A 24,990-nucleotide genomic window follows, 5' to 3' on the forward strand; every position below is an offset into this window, starting at 1 on the left:
GCGGTTACGTTGCGATAGGCCCGCCCCCTGTGTTGGGGGGCGGGCCTATCGCGCTAAGAGGAGACCGAGGCCCGCCGGGTCTCCGTCCCCGACACCTCGGAGGGCGCCGGTGCCTGAGGCGACCGCGCCGTCAGGGTCAGATACGCGGTGCCTCCCACCAGCCCCGACAGCAGGAAACTGCAGTCCACCCCGCCGGTCAGCGCCAGCAGCGGGCCCTCGTACGACGGCAGGGAGACCGCGAGGAGGCCGGTGACGGCGCCCAGGCCCCACGACACCGTGGCCGGGATGTTCCAGCCGGCCGAGTACCAGTAGATCCCGCCCCTGGAACGCCGGTTGAAGACCTGGAGGGCGTCCGGGTCGTACACCCCGCGGCAGCGTACGAAGCCGATGAGTGTGATGACCGCCCATGGTGTGCCGACCGCCGTGAGGAGCAGTACGAAGGACGTCATCGCGTCCTGGGCGCTCGACGCGTAGTGGCCGACGAAGACGCAGGCCGTGGCGACGACGGCGACCGTGTACGTGGCCCGGGTACGGGAGGCGCGCGGGAGGATCGCGTCCAGGTCGAGGCCCATCGAGTAGAGCATCAGACCCGCGTTGCCGACCGACCCGGCGGAGGCGGCGAGCAGAAGCGGGACCAGGTACCAGCCGGGGGCGGCGGCGACCAGCGGGCCCGCGTAGTCGAGGGCCGCGCCGGCCGCGTACGCCGTGAAGGTGCCGAAGAGCTGGGGGACCAGGAGCCCGGCGGTCAGGCCCAGCCAGGTCGCGCGCAGGACCGTGCGGGAGGAGTGCCGGGCGGGTGAGATGTAGCGCGTGTAGTCGCCGAGCAGCGTGATGAACGCGACCGGGCCCGAGAGACCCGCGGCCACCGCCGCCAGCAGCCAGGTCGGCCAGAAGCCGCCGAGCAGATAGCCGCCCGCCTCCGGCAGCGCGGAGGTCGTGAAGTGCGGCGCGTACGCGAACACCCCGAGGACCAGCAGGGCCGTCATGCCCACGGCCAGGATCCGGGACATGCGGAGCAGCACGCGGTAGCCGTACACCGCGCCCGCCACGGTGGCCGCCGAGAGCAGGGCGTAGACCAGCGCGTACGAGAGGTCCGAGGCGGGCAGTCCGAACAGGCGGTGCAGTACGCCCACCATCACGTCGCCGCCGATCCACACGGTCAGGGCCGTGTAGCCGAGGGCGAGCAGCAGCCCGACGACCGAGCCGACGAGCCGGCCCCGGACGCCGAACTGGGCGCCGGACGACGTCGAGAGGTTCGTCGCCGTGCGCAGGGAGACCAGCGCGAGTGGAGCCGTGAGGGCCGTGCCGACCAGCGTGCCCACCACGACCGATGTGACGGACGACCACCAGTCGAGGCCGAACGACGGCGGCAGCCAGCCGAAGATGATCACGCCGAGGCAGAGGTTCGAGCCGAGCAGGATCGAGACCAGGTCCCGGGGACCACTCGTCCGCTCCTCCTCCGGGATGGTGTCGACTCCGTGTTGTTCCACCGGCATGGCAGGTCCCTTCGATCGGCCCCTTGCGCCCCGCACTTTAGAGCGACGTTCAATGTGCCGGGTTCGTGTTCGTGCGTCAATGGTTTCTTTCCGTGAGTGGCATGGTTAGAGTGACGCTCTAAATCCTGTGCACGCAAGGAGGTGTCGTGGCGTGAGACTGACTCCCACGGAACGTGACCGGCTGCTCCTGTTCGGGGCCGCCGAGCTGGCCCGTGCCCGCCGGGCGCGCGGTCTCAGGCTCAACGTTCCGGAGGCGACCGCGCTCATCGCGGACACCGTCTGCGAGGCCGCGCGGGACGGGCGACGGCTCGCCGAGGCCATCGAGGCGGCCCGGGCGGTGCTCGGCCCCGACGACGTGCTGCCGGGTGTCGCCGACGTCGTGACCGAGGTGCATGTCGAGGCCGTCTTCGACGACGGCTCGCGGCTCGCGGTCGTGGCCGACCCCATCATCGGCGGCGGGCTGGGGGAGCGGGCCCCGGGCGCGTTGCTGCCCGGGCCCGCGCACGCCGAGCCCGAGCCCGAGGCGGTCGTGCGGCTCGCGGTCACCAACACCGCCACCGTGCCCGTCTCCGTCACCTCCCACTTCCACTTCTTCGAGGCCAACCCGCGGCTCGACTTCCCGCGCGCGGACGCCTACGGGATGCGGCTCGCCGTGCCCGCAGGGTCGTCGGTGCGGTTCGGGCCGGGCGAACGCGTCGAGGTCGGGCTCGTGCCCGTCGGGGGCGAGCGGATCGCGATCGGGTTCGCGGGGCTCGTGGACGGCCCGCTGGACGCGCCGGGCGCGAAGGAGGAGGCCCTGCACAGGGCCGCCGCCTGCGGATATCTGGGAGCCGCTGATCCCGGGGACGAGTTTCAGGGGCAGGGGGCGACACGATGAATCCGTACGAGTACGCCGCCACCCATGGCCCCCGGGCCGGTGACCGAGTCCGCCTCGGTGACTCGGGGCTCACGATCCGCGTCGAGTCCGACGCCCAGAAGTACGGCGACGAGTTCCTCGCCGGGTTCGGCAAGACCGCGCGCGACGGGCTGCACCTCAAGGCCGCCGCCGTCCGCGAGACCTGTGACGTCGTCATCAGCAACGTCGTGGTCATTGACGCGGCGCAGGGGATCCGGAAGGTCTCCATCGGCATCCGCGAGGGGCGGATCTGTTCCATCGGCCGGGCCGGGAACCCCGACACCCTCGACGGCGTCGACGTCGTGGTCGGCACGGGTACGTCCATCGTCTCCGGGGAAGGGCTGATCGCCACCGCCGGAGCCGTCGACACGCACGTCCACCTGCTGTCGCCGCGCGTCATGGAGGCCTCGCTCGCGTCCGGCGTGACGACGATCGTCGGGCAGGAGTTCGGGCCGGTGTGGGGCGTCGGCGTCAACTCTCCCTGGGCGCTGCGGCACGCGTTCAACGCGTTCGACGCGTGGCCGGTCAACATCGGCTTCCTGGGCCGCGGTTCGTCCTCGCACGAGGCGCCGCTCGTCGAGGCCCTGGCCGAGGGCGGGGCGTCCGGCTTCAAGGTCCACGAGGACATGGGCGCCCACACCCGCGCGCTCGACACGGCCCTTCGGGTCGCCGAGGAGCACGACGTCCAAGTCGCCCTGCACAGCGACGGGTTGAACGAGTGCCTGTCCGTCGAGGACACCCTGCGCGTCCTCGAAGGCCGCACCATCCACGCCTTCCACATCGAGGGCTGCGGCGGCGGTCACGTACCGAACGTGCTGAAAATGGCGGGAGTTCCGAACGTCATCGGCTCCTCCACCAACCCCACCCTGCCCTTCGGCCGGGACGCGGTCGCCGAGCACTACGGGATGATCGTCTCCGTCCACGACCTCAAGACCGACCTGCCCGGCGACGCGGCGATGGCCCGCGACCGGATACGGGCCGGGACGATGGGCGCCGAGGACGTCCTGCACGACCTGGGCGCGATCGGCATCACCTCCTCGGACGCGCAGGGCATGGGGCGTGCGGGGGAGACCGTGCGCCGGACGTTCGCGATGGCCGGGAAGATGAAGGCGGAGCTGGGGCCGATCGAGGGGGACCATTCCGGCGACTCGGGCGACGACAACGCGCGCGTCCTGCGCTACATCGCCAAGCTCACCATCAACCCCGCCATCGCGCACGGCCTCGCCCACGAGGTCGGCTCCATCGAGACCGGCAAGCTCGCCGACATCGTGCTGTGGCGCCCCGAGTTCTTCGGCGCGAAACCGCAGCTCGTGCTCAAGTCCGGCTTCCCGGCGTACGGAGTCGTGGGCGACCCGAACGCGGCGACCGACACCTGCGAACCCCTGGTCCTCGGACCGCAGTTCGGGGCGCACGGGAGTACCCCCGCCGACCTCTCCGTCGCCTTCGTGGCACAGGCAGCGCTCGACCAGGGCAACGACACCATGCCAACGCGCCGTCGTCGCGTGGCGGTTCGCGGCACCCGCGGCATCGGTCCGGCCGACCTGCGCCTCAACTCCCGTACGGGCACGGTCGATGTGGACCAGCGCACCGGCCTCGTCACCCTCGACGGCGAACCGCTGCGCTCCGAGCCGGCCGAGTCGGTCTCCCTCAACCGCCTGTACTTCCTGTGAGACACCCGATGAGGCCCGACGAGGACCCCGAGGACCCGATGAGGACCCCGATGAACAAGGCTGCCGCCGACGGCTTCCGGATGCCCGCCGAGTGGACCCCGCACGAGCGTACCTGGATGGCGTGGCCGGGCCCCAACGTGACCTTTGACGACCCGGACGACCTCGCCGGATCGTGTGCGGCCTGGGCGTCGGTGGCCCGTGCCGTGCACCGCTTCGAACCGGTCACGGTCGTCTGCGGTCCCGGCCGGTCGGCCGAGGCACGGACCCTGCTGGGCCCCGGCATCGACACCGTCGAGCGGGAACTCGACGACGCCTGGATGCGCGACATCGGCCCCACCTTTCTCACCGACGGGAAGGGCGAACTCGCCGCCGTGGACTGGGCTTTCAACGGCTGGGGCGCCCAGGACTGGGCCCGCTGGGAACACGACGCCAAGATCGGGGCGTACGTGTCGGACCTGGCCGGGGCACGGACGTACACCTCGAAGCTCGTCAACGAGGGCGGCGCGATCCACGTGGACGGCGAGGGCACGGTGCTGCTCACCGAGACCGTGCAGCTCGGGCCCGAGCGCAACCCGGGCTGGACGAAGGAGCAGGTGGAGGCGGAGATCCACGCCCAGCTCGGCACTCGCAGGGCGATCTGGCTGCCGCGCGGGCTGACCGGCGACTATCCCCCGCACGGGTACGGGACGCTCGGCCACGTCGACATCGTCGTCGCCTTCGCCCGGCCCGGAGTCGTCGTCGCACACTCCCAGCCCGACCCGGCGCACCCCGACCACGAGGTGTCGAAGGAGATCATCGGGCTGCTCAGGGCACAGACCGACGCCCGGGGCCGCCGGATCGAGGTCGTCGAGGTCCCCGCCCCGACGGTCCTGGAGGCGGACGGCCACTGGGCCGACTACTCCTACATCAATCACTACCTCTGCAACGGCGGAGTCGTGCTCTGCGGCTTCGACGACCCGCGCGACGAGATCGCGGCCGGGATCTTCCGGCGGCTGTTCCCCGACCGGACGGTCACGCTGGTGGACGCGCGGGCGATCTTCGCGGGCGGCGGCGGCATCCACTGCGTCACACAACAGCAGCCGAGGGCCTGAGAGCGTCCGCGGTCAGGTAGAACGTACGGGTGAACGTACTGTCGTGTGCCGCCTGCGACCACCGGCCGACCGATCCTGCCGTCGAGGCCGCCCGGGCCGTCGCGTGACGACCCGTCGGCGCAACACCGCCCCGCCCCGCGAGGATGTCCTGGCCGTGGCGATGGACATGATCGCCGAGAGCGGTCTGGAGAAGCTCACCATGGCGGCGCTCGGGCGCGAGGTCGGGATGAGCAGCGGTCACCTCCTCTACTACTTCCACTCCAAGGACGAGCTGCTGCTGCGCACCCTGGAGTGGAGCGAGGGGCGGCTCGGCGCGGAGCGCGGCCGGCTGCTCACCCGGGCGGCCCCGGCGCGCGAGCGCCTCGACGCGTACGTCGACCTGTACGTGCCCGACGGCCACCGCGACCCGCACTGGACCCTCTGGCTGGAGGTCTGGAACCGCTCGCAGAACGCCGACGAGGACGCCCGCGAGCGACAGGCCGCGATCGAGGGCGCCTGGCACCGCGACCTGGTGGCGCTGCTGGCGGAGGGGGTGTCGCGCGGGGAGTTCCGCCCGGTGGACCCGGACCGTTTCGCGTCCCGGCTCAGGGCCCTCCTCGACGGCTTCTCCATCCATGTGGCGATCGGGCTGCGGGGCACGGACCGGGAGCAGATCCTCGGCCACGTACGGGAGTTCCTGGACGAGTCGCTGGCGCGCTCGGACGCCTGAGTGCCCGTCCAGGTTGTACTCAATTCGGCGGATTGACCCGTGCCCGCCGGTGCGTTTGCATCGAATGAGCCCTCGGCGCAGGGCCGGGGGAACAGCGCCAACGGGGAAACAGGGGGAAGCAGGCATGGGCAGAACCATGCGTGGGGCGTCCGTCGCGGTGATCGCGGGGGCGATGCTGGTGACCACGGCAACGATGTCGGCGGCCGTGCCACAGGCCCCGGCACCGAAGCCGGGAACCGAGCGGATCACACTGTCCGCGACGGGGGAGCAGGGCGACGACAGCTCGTACGGACCGGAGTTCAGCGCGGACGGCCGCTTCGCGCTGTTCAGTTCGGACGCGTCCAACCTGGTGCCGGGCGACACCAACGGCTCCGGGGACGCCTTTGTGCGCGACCTGCGCAAGGGGACCGTCGAACGGGTCAGCGTCGGATCGGACGGTGTGCAGGCCGACGCCACGTCGAGCGGGGCGAGTATCAGTGCCGACGGCCGGTACGTCCTGTTCCGCTCCACCGCCAGGAATCTGGTCCACTGGGACAACCCGCCCACGGAGGCGGGGGTCTACGACCTCTATCTGCACGACCGGCGCACCGGCACCACGGAGCGTGTCAGCGTCGCTCTCGATGGTGGTTCCGCCTACACGGCCGACGCCGCCATGTCGGCGAACGCCCGCTACATCGCCTTCAGGGCCAAGGCCGACCGGATGGAGAAGGACCCCGCCGATCTCTTCGGAGCGGTGTACGTCCTCGACCGCCGCACCGGCGAGGTGGAGCGGATCAACAACCGGGACCGTCCGACCAATCCGGCGGTCCTGGGCGGCCTGAGCGCCGACGGCCGCTATGTGTCGTACACGCAGATGGTGCCCCGCAGTTCGTACGGCGTCACGTGGGTGCACGACCGCCGCACCGGCACCGAGGAACAGGTCAACGTCAGGCCGGACGGCAGCCCGGCGGAGCGGTACGCGTGGCCCAACTCGCTCTCCGCGGACGGCCGGACCATCGCCTTCACCTACTGGGGCGGCGACCTGGTCCCCGACGAGACCCCCGGCACGCAGGATCTGTACGTCCGTGACCTGCGCACCGACGTCACCCGGCGCATCGACGCCAGTGCCGCGGGCGAGGAGAACCCCCGCGAACCGGTGCTCAGCCCGGACGGCCGGTACCTGACCTACAAGGCGGATCCGCGTCTGGCGGACGGACGGCTGGGACCGGCCAACGTCTATCTCCGCGATCTGCGCACCGGCAGCACGCGTCTGGTCAGCGAGTCCGTCAGCGGCGGGCCCGTGACGGACAACGACGTGACGGTCTCCTCGATCGGCCCGGGAGCCCGGCGCATCGGCCTCAGCAGCCAGTCCGCCCAGCTCGTCCCGGACGACACGAACGGCACCTCCGACGGCTTCGTCCGCCGCCCGAACTGACCGAACCGACACAGGGGGGAACAACTCATGCACGCCCGCGCACGTACCGCACTCGCCGCCGCCGTGGTCGCCGCCACGATGGCACTGCCGGCGACCACGGCGAACTCCGCGCCCAGAGCCCCGCACACCGAACCGATCAGCGTCACGCCCGAGGGGAAGGCGGGCAACGGCATCACGCACAAGGCCGTCATCAGCCGCAACGGCCGCTACGTCGCCTTCACCACGGACGCCGAGGACGTGGACCCGGGCGTGCCGCACAGCGGCATGTACCGGCGCGACCTGCAGACCGGAAAGATCCGCTTCGCGGGGTTCGGTGACCTGCTGGCGGTCCTGGACGACGGCCGCATCGTCTATGCCTACGGCGACGAAGTGCGGCTGAACGACCTGGTCACGCCGGGAGGGGAGAAGACGTTCGGTATCGAGGTCCCCGAGGGATTCTCCGGGCCGCCCCGCGCGTTCTCCGTCAGTCCCAACGGCCGCTACGCCGTCTACACGCTCACCGAGACCGCCGAGGGCACCAGCGTGGTCTTCCTGCGCGACCGGATCGCGGGTACCACCGAGCGGATCAGCCACCCCCGGCCGACCTGGGAACCGCGGAACGCCTTCGAGCCGACGGTCAGTGACGACGGGCGCCGTGTCGTCTACCAGTACAACTACATGAACGGCCCGCGCGGCGACGACTGGGGCGACGTCTGGCTCTACGACCGCACGACGGACGAGCACACCCAGGTCGACCGCTCCCACGACGGCTCGGTGACCGAGAAGGAGTCCCTGAAGCCGTCCATCAGCGGCGACGGCCGCACGGTCGTCTTCGAGTCCAGGGACACCCACCTGGTGCCCGACGACAACGACGCCAGCTGGAACGTGTTCGTGCACGACATCGCCACCGGCGCCAACCGGCGCATCCACGGCACCCAGGGCGGCCCCGGCGAGGTCTACACCCGCAGCGCCGCGGTGAGCCCCGACGGCCGCTACGTCACGTTCATGTCGGAGGTGACGGAGCCCGGCGCCGAGTTCGGCAAGGAGTGGCCCGTCTATGTGCGGGACCTGAGGAAGGGCACCACCGCCCTGGTCACGCCCGACAGCACCGGCGGTACGGCCACGGCCGAGGTCCTCCCGGGCCGGATCTCCGACGGCGCCCGCCGCATCGCCTTCCTGTCCGCCGACCCGGGGCTGATCCCGGCCGGCGACACCAACGAGGGCGACGACGCGTTCGTACGCCACCTGCGGTGATCAACCGAGTGCTCGCATCCTGAGACGGACGGTGAGCGCGGGGGCGGTCTGTGCCAGACTGCCTCCGTGCTCTCGTTCGCCATGATTATTGGCAGCAGGCGCGCCGGTCCGCAGTGACCGCCCCGTATGACCACGTACGGGCGGCCACCGTCGTCCTGACCCGCGCGCAGACCTCTCGCACCCGCGAGAGGTTTTTCTGTTTCCTGGCCCACCTTCAGCCGGGACCGGAGCGCGAGAGACCATGGACGGTGGAGCCGGTCATTCCGGTAGACCGAATCCGATACAGGAGCCTCAAGAGATGACGGACGCAACCGACGAGAATCGCGACTCCTCCCGTCGCGGCCCCTCCCGAGTCGACGACGCCTTCCACGTCTTCGACACGACGCTGCGCGACGGTGCGCAGCGAGAGGGCATCAACCTCACCGTCGCGGACAAGCTGGCCATCGCACGGCACCTGGACGACTTCGGCGTGGGCTTCATCGAGGGCGGCTGGCCGGGGGCCAACCCGCGCGACACCGAGTTCTTCGCCCGCGCCCAGGAGGAGATCGACTTCAGGCACGCCCAGCTCGTCGCCTTCGGCGCCACCCGCCGCGCGGGCGGCAGGGCGAGCGAGGACCCGCAGGTCAAGGCGCTCGTCGAGTCCGGCGCGCCCGTCGTCACGCTCGTCGCCAAGGCCCACGACCGGCATGTCGAACTGGCGCTGCGCACCACCCTCGAAGAGAACCTGGAGATGGTCCGCGACACCGTCTCCTACCTCCGCTCCCAGGACCGGCGCGTCTTCGTCGACTGCGAGCACTTCTTCGACGGCTACCGCGCGAACCCGCAGTACGCGAAGGCCGTCGTCCGGGCCGCCTCGGAGGCCGGCGCCGACGTGGTGGTGCTGTGCGACACCAACGGCGGCATGCTGCCCGCCCAGGTCCAGGCCGTCGTCGCCACCGTCCTCGCCGACACCGGCGCACGCCTCGGCATCCACGCCCAGGACGACACCGGCTGCGCCGTCGCCAACACCCTCGCCGCCGTCGACGCGGGCGCGACCCACGTCCAGTGCACGGCGAACGGCTACGGCGAACGCGTAGGCAACTCCAACCTGTTCCCCGTGGTCGCCGCCCTTGAGCTCAAGTACGGCATGAAGGTCCTCCCCGAGGGCGCGCTGTCCGAGATGACCCGCATCTCGCACGCGATCGCCGAGGTCGTGAACCTGACCCCGTCCACGCACCAGCCGTACGTAGGTGTCTCGGCCTTCGCCCACAAGGGCGGCCTGCACGCGTCGGCCATCAAGGTCGACCCGGCGCTGTACCAGCACATCGACCCCGAGCAGGTCGGCAACACCATGCGGATGCTCGTCTCGGACATGGCCGGCCGGGCCTCGATCGAGCTCAAGGGCAAGGAGCTGGGGGTGGACCTGGGCGGCGACCGCGAGCTGATCGGCCGGGTCGTCGAGCGGGTCAAGGCCCGCGAGCTCCGGGGCTACACGTACGAGGCCGCGGACGCCTCCTTCGAGCTGATGCTCCGGGAGGAGGTCGAGGGCAAGGCCCGCAAGTACTTCGAGGTCGAGTCCTGGCGCGCCATCGTCGAGGACCGCCCCGACGGCAGCCACGCCAACGAGGCCACGGTCAAGCTCTTCGCCAAGGGTGAGCGCATCGTCGCCACGGCCGAGGGCAACGGCCCGGTCAACGCCCTCGACCGTGCCCTGCGCGTGGCCCTGGAGAAGATCTACCCCCAGCTCGCCAAGCTGGAGCTCGTCGACTACAAGGTCCGCATCCTGGAGGGCAAGCACGGCACCCAGTCCACGACCCGGGTCCTCATCTCCACCTCCGACGGCACGGGCGAGTGGTCGACGGTGGGCGTCGCCGAGAACGTGATCGCGGCGTCTTGGCAGGCGCTGGAGGACGCTTACACGTACGGGCTGCTGCGCGCGGGCGTGGAACCGGCGGAGTAGCCACCCAGGGTTTCTCGCCCCCGCCGCCCCTACCCGTCCCGTCCCCTGGGGGCTGCCGCCCCCAGACCCCCGCTATCGGCCTGAACGGCCTCGTCCTCAAACGCCGGACGGGCTAACAACCAGCCTCTCCGGCGTTTGAGGAGCGGGGGTTTGGGGGCGGAGCCCCCAAGTATGTGACGGGAATGGGTAGGGGCGGCGGGGGCGAAAATCACCCCGCCCCCCTACCGCAGCTGCCACTTCTGGTTGGCGGCCCCCGTGCAGCTCCAGATCTGCGCCCGCGCCCCGTTCGCCGACGAGTTGTCGCTCACGTCCAGGCACTTGTTCGCGGCCGTGTTGACGAGGTCACCGGTCGAGGCGTTGTACGACCAGCGCTGCGCGCCCGAGCCGTTGCAGTCGTAGAGCTGGATCTTCGCCCCGTCGGCGACGGACGCGCCGGTGACGTCGAGGCACTTCCCGAGGGAACGGACCGAACCGTCCGCGGCAACCGTCCAGTTCTGCGCGGTCGAGCCGTTGCAGTCGTACAGCTGGACCGCCGTGCCGTTGGCCGACGAACCGCCCGCCACGTCGAGGCACTTGCCCGCGAGCCCCACGAACGAACCCGCCTGGTCGCCGCCGCCCGACTGGGTGCCGGACCAGGTGAAGGTCGCCGACGTCTTGCCGGGGAGCGAGTAAGTGGCGTGCTGCGAGCCCCAGTTGATCGTCACGGTCTTCGCCGCGCTCGCGTCGTTGTACGCGATCAGCGCCTTCGAACCGTCCGTGTTGCGCCACGCCACGTTCGGCACGGACGAGCTGGCCGTGGAGGCGATGCGCTGGGCTCCGGGCCGTACGAACTTGGTCAGGTGGCCCATCGTGTAGTACTCGACGGTGTAGTCGACCTGGCCGTGCCGGGAGTCGCCGTTGTGCACGGTGACCAGACCGTCGCAGGTGCCGCAGCCGCCGTTGTGCGGGCCGCGGTTCTGGTCCACGGCCAGCGACCACTTGGTCACCGACTTCGCCCAGTTACGGGTGTAGTCGATGATGTTCATCATGTCCTCGCGCTGCTGGTTGGCGATCCAGGTGCCGCCCGAGTGCTCGGTGCCGAAGGCGTCCAGCTGCGGATACTGGTTGTGCACGGTGGTCTGCTTGGCGACGTCGCCGCCGTAGCCGTGCCAGGCGATCCCGCCGAAGTTCGGGTGCGAGCGCACCGCCGCGTCGTCGACGGTCTGGGCGGCGTACGCGTCGTACGTGTCCCAGTTCCAGTCGTGCGCCAGCACCTTCGTGGACAGGCCCGCGCCCTGCAGCTTGGGCAGCAGCTCGCTCTTGGTGAAGTACGCGAGGCCGGAGCCGTTCCAGCTCATGGAGGGGTAGCCGGAGCAACAGGTCGGCTCGTTCTGGGCGGTGACGTAGTTGACCGGGACGCCCTGGTCGCGCCACGCCTGGAGGTACTTCACGAAGTAGTTGGCGTACGCCCCGTAGTTCTCGGCCTTCAGCCAGCCGCCGTTGAGCTGCCCGTTGTCCTTCATCCAGGCGGGCGCGGTCCACGGCGACGCCATCAGCGTGAGGGACGGATTGAGCTGTCTGGCCTGCCGGGTGAGCGGCAGCACGTCCTGGAGGTCGTGGGCGATCGAGAACTCGGAGAGGTCCGGGTCGGTCTGCCCGGCCGGCATGTCGTCGTACGTGTAGCCGAAGCGGGCCAGGTCGGAGCCGCCCATCGGGTTGCGGAGCAGGGAGAGCCCGATGCCCTCGGTGGGCGAGAACAGCTTGCGCATGGTCGCGTCACGGGTCGCCTGGGTCAGGGCCCCGCTGCCGTCCATCAGCCAGGCCGCGGTGTCCGTGAAGGACGCGCCGCCGCCGGAGAACGACTGGTAGCGCGTGTTCTCGTCCACGGAGATGTTCTCGCCGCTTCCGCCGCTGCCGGCCTGGAACGCGAACGGGGTCTGCGCCTGCAGACCCCGCACGACATTCCGGCCGCCGGAGTCGTTCGTCGTGGTGAGCCAGGCCGTGACCTGCTCGCCCGCGGCCTGCGCGGGCGTGGCGCCGACGCTCGTCAGCCCCGCGGTGGTGAGCAGCCCGGCGAGGAGGAGCCGGGCCACCCGGAGGGGTCTTCTGGGGGTGCTCATGGTGCGCCGCCCTTCTGGAGGTGGGGGATGTGGGCGTGCGAGGCGTGAGTAAATGACGGCTTCGAACGGGCGTCAAGGGGGTGCGCGTTCAGTTTCTGAAGGAGCAACGGCCCTGATCCGGCCGGGAGTTGGCTGTGTACCGCTTCTGACGTGAAGTCTTGACGGCTTGCCGGGGCGCCAGTTAACTCACGCCGTGAGGTAAGTCATGAGAGGTCAAGTCATAACAGCTGCACCAGAGCCGAGGGAAGGTCCATGCGAAGAACCGCCCTGCTCGTCTCCGCCACCCTGCTGACGGGGCTGCTCCCGTTCGCCGTGGCGGGTCCCGCCTCCGGAGCGGACGATCCCGCCCCCGCGCCCGTCGACAACTTCGAGGGCGAGATCCCGTTCGCGAACCCGCCCGCCGAGGGCATCTTCACCTGGGGCAGCGACACGGACGACCCGCCCACGCTGGAACTCGCCGCCCGGGACGACGCGCCGCAGGGCGAGAAGGTCCTCTCCGGTACGTACGACATCAGCGGCTACGGCGGCTTCACCCACGACTTCGCCTTCGACAAGCCGGCCCACGACTGGTCCGCGCGCAAGGGCATCCGCTTCTGGTGGGACGGCCGGAACAACGGCAAGAAGGTCAACTTCGAGCTCAAGGACGGCGGCGCCAACGGCGAGGCATCCGAGCTGTGGACGACCTCCTTCACGGACGACTGGACCGGCTGGAAACAGCTGGAGATCCCCTTCACCGACTTCACCTACCGCACGGACTACCAGCCCGTCGGAGGCATCGACCAGGTCCTCGGCCTCACCGAGATGTGGGGCTACGCGCTCACGCTCCCGGTCGGCACCAAGGACCAGTTCGCCATGGACGGCGTGGAGTTGTACGGCAAGGCCGACCAGGCGCTGCGCGCGAACGTCGTCACCGACGCCGCCGTGTACCCCGTCGAGGAGGGCCGCTCGGCCGCCGTGAAGATCACGGTCGCCACCACCGGCTCCGCGCCCATCGACGAGCCGGTCACCGTCGCGTACGAGACGGCCGGCGGCACCGGTGAGTCCGGCAAGGACTACACCCCGGTCAAGGGCGAGCTGACCTTCCCGGCGGGCACGGCCTCCGGTACCTCGCGGACCGTCACCGTGGCGACCCTGCGCGACAAGGCGGGTGAGAACGCCGAGACCGTCCCGCTGAAGCTGACGGTCACCGGTGCCAAGGCGCCCGCCGAGAACCCGCAGGTCGTGATCGACGCCCACGGACTCCCGTACCTCGACTCGAAGTTGCCGGTGAAGAAGCGGGTCGCCGATCTGCTCTCCCGGATGTCCCTCGCGGAGAAGGCCGGCCAGATGACCCAGGCCGAGCGCGGCGCGCTCACCACGCCGGGTGACATCGCCGCCTACGACCTCGGCTCGCTGCTCTCCGGCGGCGGTTCCACACCGACGCCGAACACGCCCGAGGCCTGGGCGAAGATGATCGACGGCTTCCAACTCCGGGCGCAGGCCACCCGGTTCCAGATCCCGCTCATCTACGGCGTGGACGCGGTGCACGGCCACAACAACCTCGTCGGCGCCACGATCATGCCGCACAACATCGGCATCGGTGCCTCCCGCGATCCCCAACTCGCCTACGAGGCAGGGAAGGTGACCGCCGCCGAAGTGCGGGCCACCGGCATTCCGTGGGACTTCGCGCCCTGCCTGTGCGTGACGCGCGACGAGCGCTGGGGGCGGACCTACGAGTCCTTCGGCGAGGACCCGGCGCTCGTCGAGTCCATGGAGACCGTCATCCAGGGCCTCCAAGGGGCGCCCAGCGGCAAGGACTTGAAGAGGAACGACAAGGTCCTCGCCACCGCCAAGCACTTCGTCGCCGACGGCGGCACCGAGTACGGCTCGTCCACGACCGGCACGTACACCATCGACCAGGGCATCACCAAGGTCACCCGGCAGGAGCTGGAAGCCGTCCACCTCGCGCCCTACCAGGACGCCGTGGACCGGGGCGTCGGCACGGTCATGCCCTCGTACTCCTCGCTCGACATCCTCGGCGACTCCGAGGGCCCGGTGAAGATGCACGCGGACGCCGCGATGATCAACGGCGTACTGAAGGACCGCATGGGCTTCGACGGCTTCGTGATCAGCGACTGGCAGGCCATCGACCAGATCCCCGGCGACTACGCGAGCGACGTCCGTACGTCCGTCAACGCGGGCCTCGACATGATCATGGTCCCGTACGCGTACAAGGACTTCCACAAGACGCTGACGGACGAGGTGACCGCCGGCCGGATCTCCGCGAAGCGCATCGACGACGCCGTGTCCCGCATCCTCACCCAGAAATTCAAACTGGGCCTCTTCGAGAAGCCGTACGCCGACACGAGCGGGGCCTCGGAGATCGGCTCGGCCGAGCACCGGGCCGTGGCCCGCGAGGCGGCCGCCGAGTCCCAGGTCCTCCTGAAGAACGCGGGCGGCGTGCTGCCGCTGAAGAAGTCGCAGAAGGTGTACGTCGCCGGGTCCAACGCCGACGACATCGGCAACCAGGCCGGTGGCTGGACCATCACCTGGCAGGGCTCGTCCGGGAAGATCACGGACGGGACGACGGTCCTGGAGGGCATGCGGAAGGCCGCCGGGGGCGAGGTCACGTACTCCAAGGACGCGTCGGCGCCGACGGACGGCCATGACGTGGGGGTCGTGGTCGTCGGCGAGACTCCGTACGCCGAGGGCGTCGGCGATGTCGGCAACGGCAACGACCTAGTGTTCTCCGCCGCGGACCGGGCCGCCGTCGACAAGGTGTGCGGCGCCATGAAGTGCGCGGTGCTGGTCGTCTCCGGGCGGCCGCAGCTCGTCGGTGACCAGCTCGGTGACATCGACGCGCTGGTCGCGTCCTGGCTGCCGGGCACCGAGGGCGACGGCGTCGCGGACGTGCTGTACGGGAAGCGGGCCTTCACCGGTCAGCTCCCGCTCACCTGGCCGAAGTCGGAGTCCCAGCTGCCGATCAACGTGGGCGACGCCTCGTACGATCCGCAGTTCCCGTACGGATGGGGGCTGACCACGCTGACCTCCGTGCCGAGCGGTGGCACCAGCGCCCTGAAGGCCCTCGCCGTCGCGGCCGCCGTGGCCGAGAAGGCAGGGTCCGAGACGGCCGGGCGCGCCATCGTCACCAAGGCGCGGCTGCTCGTCCAGCAGAAGATGGGGCAGACGATCACGGCGGCGAGCGCGAAGCCCTTCGCCGACGCCGATCACCTGCTGCTGACCGGACGGTACGGGCAGGCGGTGGCGAAGCTGACGGCGGCGTACCGAGCCGTCTGACCCTGCTGGACCGATACATGCCAGGTCCGGTGGGCGGCGAATGTGCCGCCCACCGGACCTGAGGTTCGTTTTCGGTCACGCAGGAGTAGCTTCGAAGGTATGAAGGCCGCACAGACCCTCAGGCGAGGACTCTCCGTACTCCTGATCGCGTTCGCGGCCTTGGCGGTGCTGTCCGTCGGGGCCACGGGCGCCCACGCGGCGACGGACGTCTCGACGGTCGCCGACGCCCTGAAGAAGAGCCCGGTGTACGTCGACCCGGCCATGTCGGGGCAACTGTCGTCGGCGGACGCCGACGCCCTCGCCGAGAAGATCGAGAGGGCCGACAAGCCGGTCTTCGTCGCCGTACTCCCCTCGGACTTCCCGAAGCAGGACCTCTTCCAGAACCTGCGCACCGCGACCGGCATCACCGGCCTGTACGCGGTCAGGCTCGGCGACGGGTTCGACGCGAAGGCCGACTCCTCGGTCCTGTCGCAGGACGGCACGCGGAACCTCGTCACCAGCGTCCAGGGTGAGGGCACGAAGACCCAGCTCGACAACTTCACCGACCGGGCCCTCGCCAATGTCGGCGGCTCCGCGCCCAGCGGCTGGACCGAGGGCGGGGGCGGCGTGGACACGGGCGCCCTGATCGGGGCCGGCGCGGTGGTCGTGGCGGGCGGCGCAGGCGCGTACACCCTCGTGCGCCGCAACCGCCGCAGGAAGGAGGCCGAGCGACAGGCCGCGCTCGACAAGCTGCGCGTCGTCGTCGACGAGGACATCACCGCCTTCGGCGAGGAGCTGGACCGGCTCGACTTCCACCCCGCGGAGGCGGGCGCGGACGACGCGATGCGCGCCGACTACGAGCGCGCCCTCGACTCCTACGACAAGGCGAAGTCCTTCATGGCCGCGGCCACCCGCCCCGAGGAGGTGCGGGCCGTCACCCAGTCCCTGGAGGACGGGCGCTTCTCGCTCGCCGTGCTCGCCGCGCGCCGCGAGCACCGGCCCGTCCCCGAGCGCCGGGCCCCCTGCTTCTTCGACCCGCGCCACGGCCCGTCGGTCGCCGACGTCACCTGGACGCCGTCGGGCGGGGCATCGCGCGAGGTGCCCGTCTGCGCCGCCGACCAGGTCCGGCTCGCCGAGGGCCACGACCCCGCCGTCCGCGAGGTCGATTCGGACTACGGCCGCCGCCCCTACTGGGAGGCGGGCCCGGCGTACGGCCCCTGGGCGGGCGGCTACTTCGGCGGCGGCATCCTGCCCGGCCTCCTCGTCGGCACCATGCTCGGCTCCATGATGGCCAGCCCGTCGTACGCGGCGGACTACGGCTCCGGGTACGGGAACTTCGGCGGCGGAGGATACGAGGGCGGGGACGTGTCCGGCGCCGACTTCGACTCCGGTGACTTCGGCGGCGGCTTCGGAGGCGGGGACTTCGGGGGCGGCGGGGACTTCGGAGGGGGCTTCTGAGACCGGCGGCCTCCGGTCGCCGAAGAGGCCAGGACATGGGCATGGGCCCGGCGCCGCGCACGGCACCGGGCCCATGGACCTCGTACGGGAGATGCGGCGGGCGTCAGAGAGTCGACGCCGCCGAGGCGATGGCCGACGCGAAGGTCGAGACCTCGCTGTAGACGCCGGGGGCGTTGGGCCGGGCACAGCCGATGCCCCAGCTGACGATGCCGACCTGGACCCACTCGTTGGCGGCGTCCCTGCGGAACATCGGGCCGCCGGAGTCGCCCTGGCAGGTGTCGACGCCGCCCGCGGTGAAGCCGGCGCAGATCTCCTCGCTCGCGACGAGACCGCTGTAGCCGCTGTAGGAACGGCAGGTGGCGTCGCTGACGAACGGCACGGTGGCCTTGAGCAGGTAGCGCTGCTGGGCGCCGCCCTCGGTGGCCGAACCCCATCCGGCGACGGTGAAGGTGCCGGTGTTGTACTGAGTGGTCGTCGCGATCTTCAGCGTCGGCAGGTTGATCGGCTGGGCGAGCTTGATGAGCGCCCAGTCCTTGCCGGTGCCGTTGTAGCCGGGGGCCTGGAGGACCTTGGTGGACCTGACCTGGACCCGGCCGCTGGTGTTCTGGAGGTCCACGACTCCGGCGGTGGCGGTGATGCTGGTGTTGTTGCCGGAGCCGCTCACACAGTGCGCGGCGGTGAGCACGATCTGCTGGGTGTACAGCGCGCCGCCACAGCCCATGGAGAGCCGGACCATGAAGGGGAACTCGCCCTGAGCGGCGCGGGTTCCGCCGACCACGGGCGCGGGGGCGGCCTGCGCGGTGGAGACGGGCTGAAGGCTGACGACCGCGAGGGCGGCCGCACCGGCGACCGCGCATCTCTTGAGGGCCTTGATGAGGTTCTTCAACGTGATGCCTTCCGTGGGGGGTTGACATGCGAGCTGGTGGAACCGGATGCGGGTGCGGCAGAAATGGCAGGCACATGCCAAGGAATGCGACAAATAATCGCGTTTGCTGGCATGGGCCGGTCAATTTCTGTTGAGGGATTATGTGAACGCTGTGAGTGCCGCCACAAGGGGTGAAATTCGGCCGCCCTTATCCGGTCAGGCCGCCTCCCGTGCTCTGGTCAGGCCGACCACCGTCCTCCGCTCGGGCCGAGTCCGCGGTCCGGTCAGGCCGAACTCCCAGCCCCCGGCACGACCAGACCCGTCTCGTACGCCATGACCACCGCCTGGGTCCGGTCGCGCAGTCCAAGCTTCGAGAGCACCCGGCTGACGTGCGTCTTCACGGTCTCCTCGCCCACGTGCAGACGCCCGGCCAGCTCGGGATTGGACAGCCCCTCGGCGAGCAGCCGCAGTACCTCCGACTCGCGCGGGGTGAGGACCGCGAGCGCGTCCCGACGCGGTGCCCTGGGCTTCAGCCGGGCGAACTCCGCGATCAGTCGGCGCGTGACCCCGGGCGCGAGCAGGGCCTCCCCGGCGGCGACGACCCGTACCGCGTCGAAGAGCCGCTCCGCGGTGACGTCCTTGAGGAGGAACCCGCTCGCTCCGGCGATGAGGGCGTCGTACACGTGCTCGTCGAGGTCGAAGGTGGTGAGGATCAGCACGCGGGGCGGGTGCGCGGGTCCGGTGTCGCCCATCAGCTCCGCGGTCGCCTGGATGCCGTCCGACACCGGCATCCGTACGTCCATCAGCACCACGTCGGGCCGCTGCTCACGGCATACCCGGACCGCCTCCGCGCCGTCCCGCGCGGTGCCCACGACGGTGAAGTCCGGCTGGGTGGCGAGGAGTCCGGCGTATCCGGCGCGGACGACCTCGTGGTCGTCGGCGACGACTATGCGGACGGGGTGGGGTTCGGCCGGTACGTCGGCCGCCGCCTCGGCGTTCGTCTCGGCGACCGCTTCGGGAGCGGCTTCGGAAGCGGCTTCGGGGGTCGTCATGCGAGGGCCTCCGCCCGTACGGGGAGGCGGGCCTCGACCAGGAAGCCGCCGCCGGGTGCGGGGCCGGTGCGCAGGGTGCCGCCCACGGTCGCCGCGCGTTCGTGCATGCCGAGGAGGCCGTGCCCGACGTGGTCATGGTCGGTGGGGTCTGTGCGGTGATCGGTGGCCGTGGGGTGGGTGGGGTGCGCGTGGCCGAAACCGGGTCCGGGTCCGAGGTTGGGTCCGGGGCCTGGGCCGTTGTCGCGTACGCGGAGCTCCAAGTCGTCTTCCCCGTACCGGAGTTCTACGTCCACGGCGGCGCCCGGAGCGTGCCGGCGGGCGTTCGTCAGGGCCTCCTGGACGATGCGGTAGGCGGTGACCTCGATGCCCGGGTCGAGCGGGGCGACCGTGCCGCTGACGATCAGCCGGATGCGGGAGCCCGCGGCGTCCCGGGAGTCGTCGACCAGCTCCATCAGCTGGCGCAGGCCCGGCTGGGGGCGCCGGGTGACCCCCACGTCCGCGTCCTCGCGCAGCACTCCGAGCAGCCGCCGCATCTCCGTCAGCGCGGACCGTGCGGTGTCCCCGATGGCGAGCAGCCGGGTGGCACCGTCGGCGGGCAGCCCCTGGGTGGTCAGCCGGGCGGTCTCGGCCTGTACGGCGATCATCGAGATGTGGTGGGCGACGACATCGTGCAACTCCCTGGCGATACGGGCCCGTTCACCCCGTGCCGCGTGTTCGAGCAGGGTGTCCGCGAAGGCCCGTTCCGTGGCGCTGTGCGCCTGCGCGGCCGTCCGGACGTGCCGGGTGATGCCCGTGGCCGCCGCGGCGGAGGCGAGCGTGGCGACCAGGACGGCCACGACACGGACGGTGGAGTCGGCGGGGTCGCCCGCCGCGGCGAGCGCGAGACCGACGTACGGCAGCACGAGCAGGCCGCTGAGCAGGGGTGTTCCCGCCCGGCCCAGCGCATGGACGGTGATCAGCTGGGCCGCCGTCCCCGCGAGGGTGAGGGCGCGGAAGGGCTCCAGGGCCAGCACGCAGGCGGTCGTGAGCGCGATGGCCGCGGTGCCGCGGACGGGCGCCCCGCGCTCCGGCGCGAGGACGAACCCCACGGGCAGCGTGGTGCACAGCGCGAGCAGCAGGGCGAGCGCGAGATTCCCGCGCAGCCCGTCGGCCCGGACCAGGATCTCGACGGCGGCGAGGACCGCGAGACCGGAGGAGAGGGCGACGGGGGAGAAGGGGCCGACACCGGCGGCCTTGACGGCACCGGCGGAGAACAGGGCCGAGGAGCGGGGGCGTGACGCGGGGAAGAGGCGGCGCATCGCTCGGCCGAGAGCGCGTACGCCGTGGTCGACGGCCCGTACGCCCTCGTCGAGGGTGTCTGCGCCGCTGTGGTCGAAGATGTCTGCGCCGCCGCGGTCGCGCGAGCGCATGTCGGCGCGGGAGGCGGCGGCCCGGCGCAGCCCCGACGGCCAAGGTCGACCCAGCCCCGACGGCCAGGATCGGCGCGGCCCCGACTGCCGGGGTGGGCGCAACCCCACCGGCCATGGCCGAGACAACCCCAACGGCCAAGCCGCACAAGGGTGTTCCGCGGCCCGGGGAACCGCCCGCCCGGTCGCCACCTCGTTCGCGTCGCCCGCCTCGTCCACGTCCGCCATTCTGCCGCCGCCCGCGCCGGACCGCGTCCCCCAGGTCAGCAGTGCCGTATCCCTCGCGCGGGGGATGCCGTCCCCCGGGCCAGGGGCGGCGAAGACTGCTCCCGGGCGGGACGACGCCGCCCGCCGTGGTCCCTAGCCTCGCTGACATGGACGCAACCATCGAAGTCCGGAACCTCCGCAAGAGGTTCGGGCGGACCGTCGCCGTGGACGGGCTCTCCTTCACGGTCGAACCGGGCCAGGTCACCGGCTTCGTCGGCCCCAACGGGGCAGGCAAGTCGACGACCATGCGGACCGTACTCGGCCTGGACGCCCCCGACACGGGCCACGCCCTCATCGGCGGGCGCCCCTACCACGCCCTGCGCACCCCGCTGTTGGAGGTCGGCGCACTCCTCGACGCCGCCGCGCTGCACCCGGCCCGCCGCGGCCGCGACCATCTGCGCTGGCTGGCCCACTCGCACGGCCTGTCCATGCGCCGGGTCGACGAGGTCCTCGAACAGGTCGGCATGGAACAGCCGGCCCGGCGCAGGGCGGGCGGCTACTCGCTCGGCATGCGCCAGCGCCTCGGCATCGCCGCCGCGCTCCTCGGCGATCCGCCCGTTCTCCTCTTCGACGAACCGGTCAACGGCCTCGACCCCGAGGGCATCCAGTGGATCCGCGGACTGCTGCGCCGACTGGCCGCCGAGGGCCGGGCGATCCTCGTCTCCAGCCACCTCATGAGTGAACTCGAGGACACCGCCGACCACTTGGTCGTCATCGGCCGGGGCCGCCTGATCGCCGACACGGCCGTCGCCGACCTGCTGGCCGCAGCCTCCGGCGACCGCGTGGCCCTGCGTACGAGTGCGCGTACGGAGGCGATGGAACTGCTCGCCCACAAGGGCGGCACGGTCGCGGTGACCGGCCGCGACACCCTCACCGTCACCGGTCTGCCGCCGGAACGGATCGTGGCGCTCCTCACCGAGGCCGGAATCGCGTTCGCGGAGGTGGGGTCGCACCGGGCGACACTGGAAGAGGCGTACATGGAACTGACCCGGGACTCCACGGAGTTCGTCTCCGCGGTGGACGGCGAGGTCACCCGATGACGTCGTCCTCGACACCGCCCTCACTCACTCCCCCGACACCTCCGGCATCCGCGCCGCGCACCCCGTACAGGTCCCGACTCCAGCCGGGACGGGACGGGTTCGGACGGCTGCTGCGCGCGGAGTGGAGCAAGTTCTGGACCGTACGGAGCTGGCTGCTGGTCCTCGTGCTGGCGGCCGCCGCCACGGTCGTGATCTCGCAACTCGGCGCGAGCGGCGCCGTCAACGACTCCAACGGCCGGGTCCGTATCGTCTCCGCGCCCGACGGCACCCGGGTGGACGACACCTTCCGCTTCGTCCACCGGCCGCTCACCGGGGACGGCAGTGTCACGGTCCAGGTGTCCGGCATCGAGGGACGGGAGGGCAGGTCCCCGGAGCCCTGGGCGAAGGCAGGCGTCATCCTCAAGTCGAGCACGAAACCCGGCAGTTCGTACGTGGCCCTGATGGTGACCCCGGACCACGGCGTCCGAATGCAGTGGGACTTCACCCACGACGAGCAGGGCTCGTCCGCCGGGGCGCGCTGGCTCCGGCTGACCCGCTCGGGCCAGGAGCTGACGGGCTACGAGTCGCCGGACGGCAGCAAGTGGACGAAGATCGCGACCGTCCGCCCGGCGGACCTGCCGAAGACGGCCCGGGCGGGCCTGTTCGTCGCCACCCCGGCGCACACCACACTCCGACGCTCCTTCGGCGGCACCTCCGCGACCGCGGGCATCGCGACCGCGACGGCGGACTTCGACCACGTGGAACTGCGCGGCAGCGCCGCCGACCCGTCCTGGACCAGCACCGACGTGGGCGCCCCCGACCCGGACGACCCGAACCTCCCGGCGTCGGGCCCGGCCCGGCCGATCCCCGGCAGCACGAAGGTCACCGGCGTCGGTGCCTTCACGGTCACCGGCCAGGGCGACATCGCCCCGGACCAGACCGTCGCCGACACCGTCCAGATGAGCTTCCAGGGCGTCTCCATGGGCGTCCTGTTCATGGTGGCGCTCGGCGCGCTCTTCATCACCGCCGAGTACAAGCGCGGCATGATCCGTACGACGTTCACGGCGAGTCCGCGCCGCGAACAGGTGCTGGCGGCGAAGGCCCTGGTGATCGGGGGAGCGACGTTCGCAGCGGGGCTCGTGGCGACGGCCCTGGCGTTCCCGCTCACCCAGGACACGCTCCGCTCCAACGGCTTCGAACCGCCCGCGTTCCCGGATCTGTCGATGCTGGAAGGTGCGGTCCCGCGGGCGGTCGTCGGCAGCGCGCTCCTGCTGTCCCTGGTAGCGGTCCTCGCCCTGGCCATGGGCGCGCTGCTCCGCAGCAGCGCGGGCGCGATCACGGCGGTGGTGGTCCTGGTGATTCTGCCGCAGATCCTGGCGTTCGCCCTCCCGCTGCCGGCCGCGGAGTGGCTGCTGCGGCTGACCCCGGCGGCGGCCTTCGCGATCCAGCAGGGGGTCACCCACTACCCGCAGGTGGACCACACCTGCCTTCCGGAGAGCGGCTGTTACCCGATGGCACCCTGGAACGGCCTGGCGGTGCTGGGTGCTTACGTGGTGGTGGCGCTCGCCCTCGCGGTCTGGCGCCTGCGCAGGAGGGACGCGTGAGCCGCTCGGCGGCGCTCCGCCTGCTGCACGCCGAGTGGACGAAACTCCGTACGCTGCACAGCAGTTGGTGGCTGCTGGCGGCGACCGCGGTCCTCACGGTCGTGGTCGGCGCGGCCGCGGTGTCCGCCGTCGGCACCGGTGCGTGCCCGTCGGCGGCCGACTGCCACGAGGACACCGTGAAACTGAGCCTGACGGGCGTCTGGCTGGGCCAGGCGACCGCCCTCGTCCTCGGCGCGCTGTCGATGGGAGCGGAGTACGGCACGGGCACGATCCGCACGACCCTGACGGCGATGCCCCACCGGATGTCGCTGCTGGCGTCCAAGGCGGCGGTCCTGGCCGCCATGACGGCGGCAGCGGGAACGGCGGCGATCCTGTGTTCCCTCTACACGGGCCGGCTGATCCTCCCCGGCAACGGCTTCACTCCGAAGGCCGGCTACCCGCTCCCGTCCCTGGCGGACGGCCCCACACTCCGTGCCGCCTTCGGTTCGGTCCTCTGCCTGACCCTGACGGCCCTGCTGGGCCTCGGCCTCGCTGCCCTGCTGCGGGACAGCACGGGCGCCATCACGATGGGCCTCGGCCTGCTGTACGCGGTCCCGCTCCTGGCCGACCTCCTGGGCGACCCGAGCTGGCGGGACCGCCTCGAACGCTGGGCCCCGATGCCGGCGGGCCTCGCCATCCAGGCCACACGCGACCTCTCCCGCCTCCCGATCGGCCCATGGCCGGGCCTCGGGGTACTGGCGGCGTACGCACTCGGGTTGCTGCTGGTCGCGGGCGCGGCCTTCAGGGTGCGGGACGCGTAGGGGCCCCTGCTTTTTGGGCGGGGCCCTTCGTGTTCGGCTGCGGGTGCGTCGTGGTTGCTCGCGCAGTTCCCCGCGCCCCTTAAAAGCACGGGTGCACGCGAGCTTTTGCCTTTCAGGGGCGCGGGGAACTGCGCGACCAGCCCCCACCCACCCGCGGCCGACACACCTACGAACGGGCCCCAACGGCTCAGCGAGCCGTACCCGGCAGCGCCAGCCATTCCTTCCAGGACAGGTCCCGCCCGATGAACCGCGGCCGCTCGAAGGGCCACGCCTCACCGATCCACCGCGGCACGAGCGCGTCGAGATCCCGCTCCAGAGCGGTCCCCACCTGCTCGTCGACGACCCACCAGGAGATCTCGGCGTCGGCACCGGCCTTCTCCGGCGGATCGATGTAGACGCAGCCGTACTCGACGCTCTCCGCCTCGTCGAACAGCACGTAGTTGAACGACTCGTGAGCGGCGATCTCGGCCTCGTGCCGCTCCAGGTCCGCCAGATTCGCCTCGTACGTGATCGTGGCGGCGGGCCATCCCCAGGCCTCCCCGAAGATGGACCACAGCCGCTCCCGGGATCCCATCACCGTCGGGTAGTCGATCGCGGCGTCGCCCCCGGTGATCGGCCGCAGATGATGCCCACCGGGCACGTCGACGCGCAGTGGATGGACGAAGTCAGCGGGCAGCCAGGTCATCCCCGGAGGCTAACCGCCCGCCCGCCGACCCGC

At 71.4% G+C, this 24,990-nt stretch carries 18 protein-coding genes; 12 read left to right on the plus strand and 6 right to left on the minus strand.

Translation table 11 applies throughout. The annotated features are described in order from the left end of the window. Nucleotides 1–53: 53 nt before the first annotated feature. Nucleotides 54–1,496, minus strand: coding sequence for a cytosine permease (locus tag ACIBEI_RS30160; protein WP_398893385.1), 1,443 nt, complete (start codon nucleotides 1,494–1,496; stop codon nucleotides 54–56). 151 nt (nucleotides 1,497–1,647) lie between these two features. On the opposite strand from ACIBEI_RS30160, the gene ureA reads away from it, so the two are divergent. The 7 genes from ureA to cimA all read left to right on the plus strand — a co-directional run bounded on the left by ureA (nucleotide 1,648) and on the right by cimA (nucleotide 10,447). Then, the gene (ureA, locus tag ACIBEI_RS30165) at nucleotides 1,648–2,373 is read left to right on the plus strand and encodes an urease subunit gamma (protein ID WP_398893386.1); all 726 of its coding nucleotides are present in this window, start codon (nucleotides 1,648–1,650) and stop codon (nucleotides 2,371–2,373) included. Then, nucleotides 2,370–4,061, plus strand: a complete 1,692-nt coding sequence (locus tag ACIBEI_RS30170) for an urease subunit alpha (RefSeq protein WP_398893387.1) — start codon at nucleotides 2,370–2,372, stop codon at nucleotides 4,059–4,061. Before ureA ends, ACIBEI_RS30170 begins: the two co-directional genes overlap by 4 nt. 50 nt (nucleotides 4,062–4,111) lie before the next feature. Next, nucleotides 4,112–5,152: an agmatine/peptidylarginine deiminase gene (locus ACIBEI_RS30175; protein WP_398893388.1), complete on the plus strand. Its 1,041-nt coding sequence runs from the start codon at nucleotides 4,112–4,114 to the stop codon at nucleotides 5,150–5,152. A gap of 160 nt (nucleotides 5,153–5,312) precedes the next feature. After that, nucleotides 5,313–5,861, plus strand: a complete 549-nt coding sequence (locus tag ACIBEI_RS30180; RefSeq protein ID WP_307531184.1) for a TetR/AcrR family transcriptional regulator — start codon at nucleotides 5,313–5,315, stop codon at nucleotides 5,859–5,861. Between the two features lie 124 nt (nucleotides 5,862–5,985). Next, entirely contained in the window at nucleotides 5,986–7,275 is a 1,290-nt protein-coding gene (locus ACIBEI_RS30185; RefSeq protein ID WP_398893389.1) for a TolB family protein, read from the plus strand. A 27-nt stretch (nucleotides 7,276–7,302) separates the two neighbouring features. Continuing rightward, nucleotides 7,303–8,508: a hypothetical protein gene (locus ACIBEI_RS30190; protein WP_398893390.1), complete on the plus strand. Its 1,206-nt coding sequence runs from the start codon at nucleotides 7,303–7,305 to the stop codon at nucleotides 8,506–8,508. A 298-nt stretch (nucleotides 8,509–8,806) separates the two neighbouring features. Next, nucleotides 8,807–10,447 (plus strand): citramalate synthase, encoded by a 1,641-nt coding sequence (gene cimA / locus ACIBEI_RS30195; protein ID WP_398893391.1) that lies wholly within the window; start codon nucleotides 8,807–8,809, stop codon nucleotides 10,445–10,447. Between the two features lie 221 nt (nucleotides 10,448–10,668). On the opposite strand, the gene ACIBEI_RS30200 is transcribed toward cimA, so the two are convergent. Continuing rightward, the gene (locus ACIBEI_RS30200; protein WP_398893392.1) at nucleotides 10,669–12,546 is read right to left on the minus strand and encodes a ricin-type beta-trefoil lectin domain protein; all 1,878 of its coding nucleotides are present in this window, start codon (nucleotides 12,544–12,546) and stop codon (nucleotides 10,669–10,671) included. A 252-nt stretch (nucleotides 12,547–12,798) separates the two neighbouring features. Here ACIBEI_RS30200 and ACIBEI_RS30205 point away from each other — a divergent pair, with 252 nt between their 5' ends. Together ACIBEI_RS30205 and ACIBEI_RS30210 are read left to right on the plus strand one after the other, a co-directional pair. Further along, the gene (locus ACIBEI_RS30205; protein ID WP_398893393.1) at nucleotides 12,799–15,822 is read left to right on the plus strand and encodes a glycoside hydrolase family 3 protein; all 3,024 of its coding nucleotides are present in this window, start codon (nucleotides 12,799–12,801) and stop codon (nucleotides 15,820–15,822) included. Between the two features lie 99 nt (nucleotides 15,823–15,921). After that, complete coding sequence (locus ACIBEI_RS30210; RefSeq protein WP_398893394.1) at nucleotides 15,922–17,259, plus strand: hypothetical protein; 1,338 nt, start codon at nucleotides 15,922–15,924, stop codon at nucleotides 17,257–17,259. 103 nt (nucleotides 17,260–17,362) lie between these two features. Here ACIBEI_RS30210 and ACIBEI_RS30215 read toward each other — a convergent pair whose 3' ends face one another. The 3 genes from ACIBEI_RS30215 to ACIBEI_RS30225 all read right to left on the minus strand — a co-directional run bounded on the left by ACIBEI_RS30215 (nucleotide 17,363) and on the right by ACIBEI_RS30225 (nucleotide 20,585). Further along, nucleotides 17,363–18,145 (minus strand): serine protease, encoded by a 783-nt coding sequence (locus ACIBEI_RS30215; RefSeq protein WP_398893395.1) that lies wholly within the window; start codon nucleotides 18,143–18,145, stop codon nucleotides 17,363–17,365. Nucleotides 18,146–18,408: 263 nt separating this feature from the next. Then, nucleotides 18,409–19,176, minus strand: a complete 768-nt coding sequence (locus ACIBEI_RS30220; RefSeq protein ID WP_398893396.1) for a response regulator — start codon at nucleotides 19,174–19,176, stop codon at nucleotides 18,409–18,411. Then, nucleotides 19,173–20,585 (minus strand): sensor histidine kinase, encoded by a 1,413-nt coding sequence (locus ACIBEI_RS30225; RefSeq protein WP_398893397.1) that lies wholly within the window; start codon nucleotides 20,583–20,585, stop codon nucleotides 19,173–19,175. Before ACIBEI_RS30225 ends, ACIBEI_RS30220 begins: the two co-directional genes overlap by 4 nt. A 371-nt stretch (nucleotides 20,586–20,956) precedes the next feature. Between ACIBEI_RS30225 and ACIBEI_RS30230 the strand changes: the two genes are divergently transcribed. Genes ACIBEI_RS30230 through ACIBEI_RS30240 form a run of 3 tightly spaced genes read left to right on the plus strand, consistent with a single transcriptional unit; the run spans nucleotide 20,957 to nucleotide 24,272 of the window. Then, nucleotides 20,957–21,889, plus strand: a complete 933-nt coding sequence (locus ACIBEI_RS30230) for an ABC transporter ATP-binding protein (RefSeq protein WP_398893398.1) — start codon at nucleotides 20,957–20,959, stop codon at nucleotides 21,887–21,889. Next, on the plus strand, nucleotides 21,886–23,472 hold the full coding sequence (locus tag ACIBEI_RS30235) for a hypothetical protein (RefSeq protein WP_398893399.1): 1,587 nt from the start codon (nucleotides 21,886–21,888) through the stop codon (nucleotides 23,470–23,472). Before ACIBEI_RS30230 ends, ACIBEI_RS30235 begins: the two co-directional genes overlap by 4 nt. After that, nucleotides 23,469–24,272 carry an ABC transporter permease subunit gene (locus tag ACIBEI_RS30240; RefSeq protein WP_398893400.1) on the plus strand — a complete coding sequence of 268 codons (804 nt, stop codon included), beginning with the start codon at nucleotides 23,469–23,471 and terminating at the stop codon, nucleotides 24,270–24,272. Before ACIBEI_RS30235 ends, ACIBEI_RS30240 begins: the two co-directional genes overlap by 4 nt. A 187-nt stretch (nucleotides 24,273–24,459) precedes the next feature. Here ACIBEI_RS30240 and ACIBEI_RS30245 read toward each other — a convergent pair whose 3' ends face one another. After that, nucleotides 24,460–24,957, minus strand: coding sequence for an N-acetyltransferase (locus tag ACIBEI_RS30245; protein WP_398893401.1), 498 nt, complete (start codon nucleotides 24,955–24,957; stop codon nucleotides 24,460–24,462). Nucleotides 24,958–24,990: the final 33 nt, after the last annotated feature.

Source organism: Streptomyces sp. NPDC050988 (assembly GCF_044456225.1).
Lineage (GTDB): Bacteria > Actinomycetota > Actinomycetes > Streptomycetales > Streptomycetaceae > Streptomyces.

Bases quoted from the DNA above. Each gene is read 5' to 3' on its own strand.
- ACIBEI_RS30160 (WP_398893385.1), bottom strand. From the start codon at position 1,496: ATGCCGGTGGAACAACACGGAGTCGACACCATCCCGGAGGAGGAGCGG.
- ACIBEI_RS30170 (WP_398893387.1), top strand. From the start codon at position 2,370: ATGAATCCGTACGAGTACGCCGCCACCCATGGCCCCCGGGCCGGTGAC.
- ACIBEI_RS30175 (WP_398893388.1), top strand. From the start codon at position 4,112: ATGAACAAGGCTGCCGCCGACGGCTTCCGGATGCCCGCCGAGTGGACC.
- ACIBEI_RS30180 (WP_307531184.1), top strand. From the start codon at position 5,313: ATGGACATGATCGCCGAGAGCGGTCTGGAGAAGCTCACCATGGCGGCG.
- ACIBEI_RS30185 (WP_398893389.1), top strand. From the start codon at position 5,986: ATGGGCAGAACCATGCGTGGGGCGTCCGTCGCGGTGATCGCGGGGGCG.
- ACIBEI_RS30190 (WP_398893390.1), top strand. From the start codon at position 7,303: ATGCACGCCCGCGCACGTACCGCACTCGCCGCCGCCGTGGTCGCCGCC.
- cimA (WP_398893391.1), top strand. From the start codon at position 8,807: ATGACGGACGCAACCGACGAGAATCGCGACTCCTCCCGTCGCGGCCCC.
- ACIBEI_RS30200 (WP_398893392.1), bottom strand. From the start codon at position 12,546: ATGAGCACCCCCAGAAGACCCCTCCGGGTGGCCCGGCTCCTCCTCGCC.
- ACIBEI_RS30205 (WP_398893393.1), top strand. From the start codon at position 12,799: ATGCGAAGAACCGCCCTGCTCGTCTCCGCCACCCTGCTGACGGGGCTG.
- ACIBEI_RS30210 (WP_398893394.1), top strand. From the start codon at position 15,922: ATGAAGGCCGCACAGACCCTCAGGCGAGGACTCTCCGTACTCCTGATC.
- ACIBEI_RS30220 (WP_398893396.1), bottom strand. From the start codon at position 19,176: ATGACGACCCCCGAAGCCGCTTCCGAAGCCGCTCCCGAAGCGGTCGCC.
- ACIBEI_RS30225 (WP_398893397.1), bottom strand. From the start codon at position 20,585: ATGCGCTCGCGCGACCGCGGCGGCGCAGACATCTTCGACCACAGCGGC.
- ACIBEI_RS30230 (WP_398893398.1), top strand. From the start codon at position 20,957: ATGGACGCAACCATCGAAGTCCGGAACCTCCGCAAGAGGTTCGGGCGG.
- ACIBEI_RS30235 (WP_398893399.1), top strand. From the start codon at position 21,886: ATGACGTCGTCCTCGACACCGCCCTCACTCACTCCCCCGACACCTCCG.
- ACIBEI_RS30245 (WP_398893401.1), bottom strand. From the start codon at position 24,957: ATGACCTGGCTGCCCGCTGACTTCGTCCATCCACTGCGCGTCGACGTG.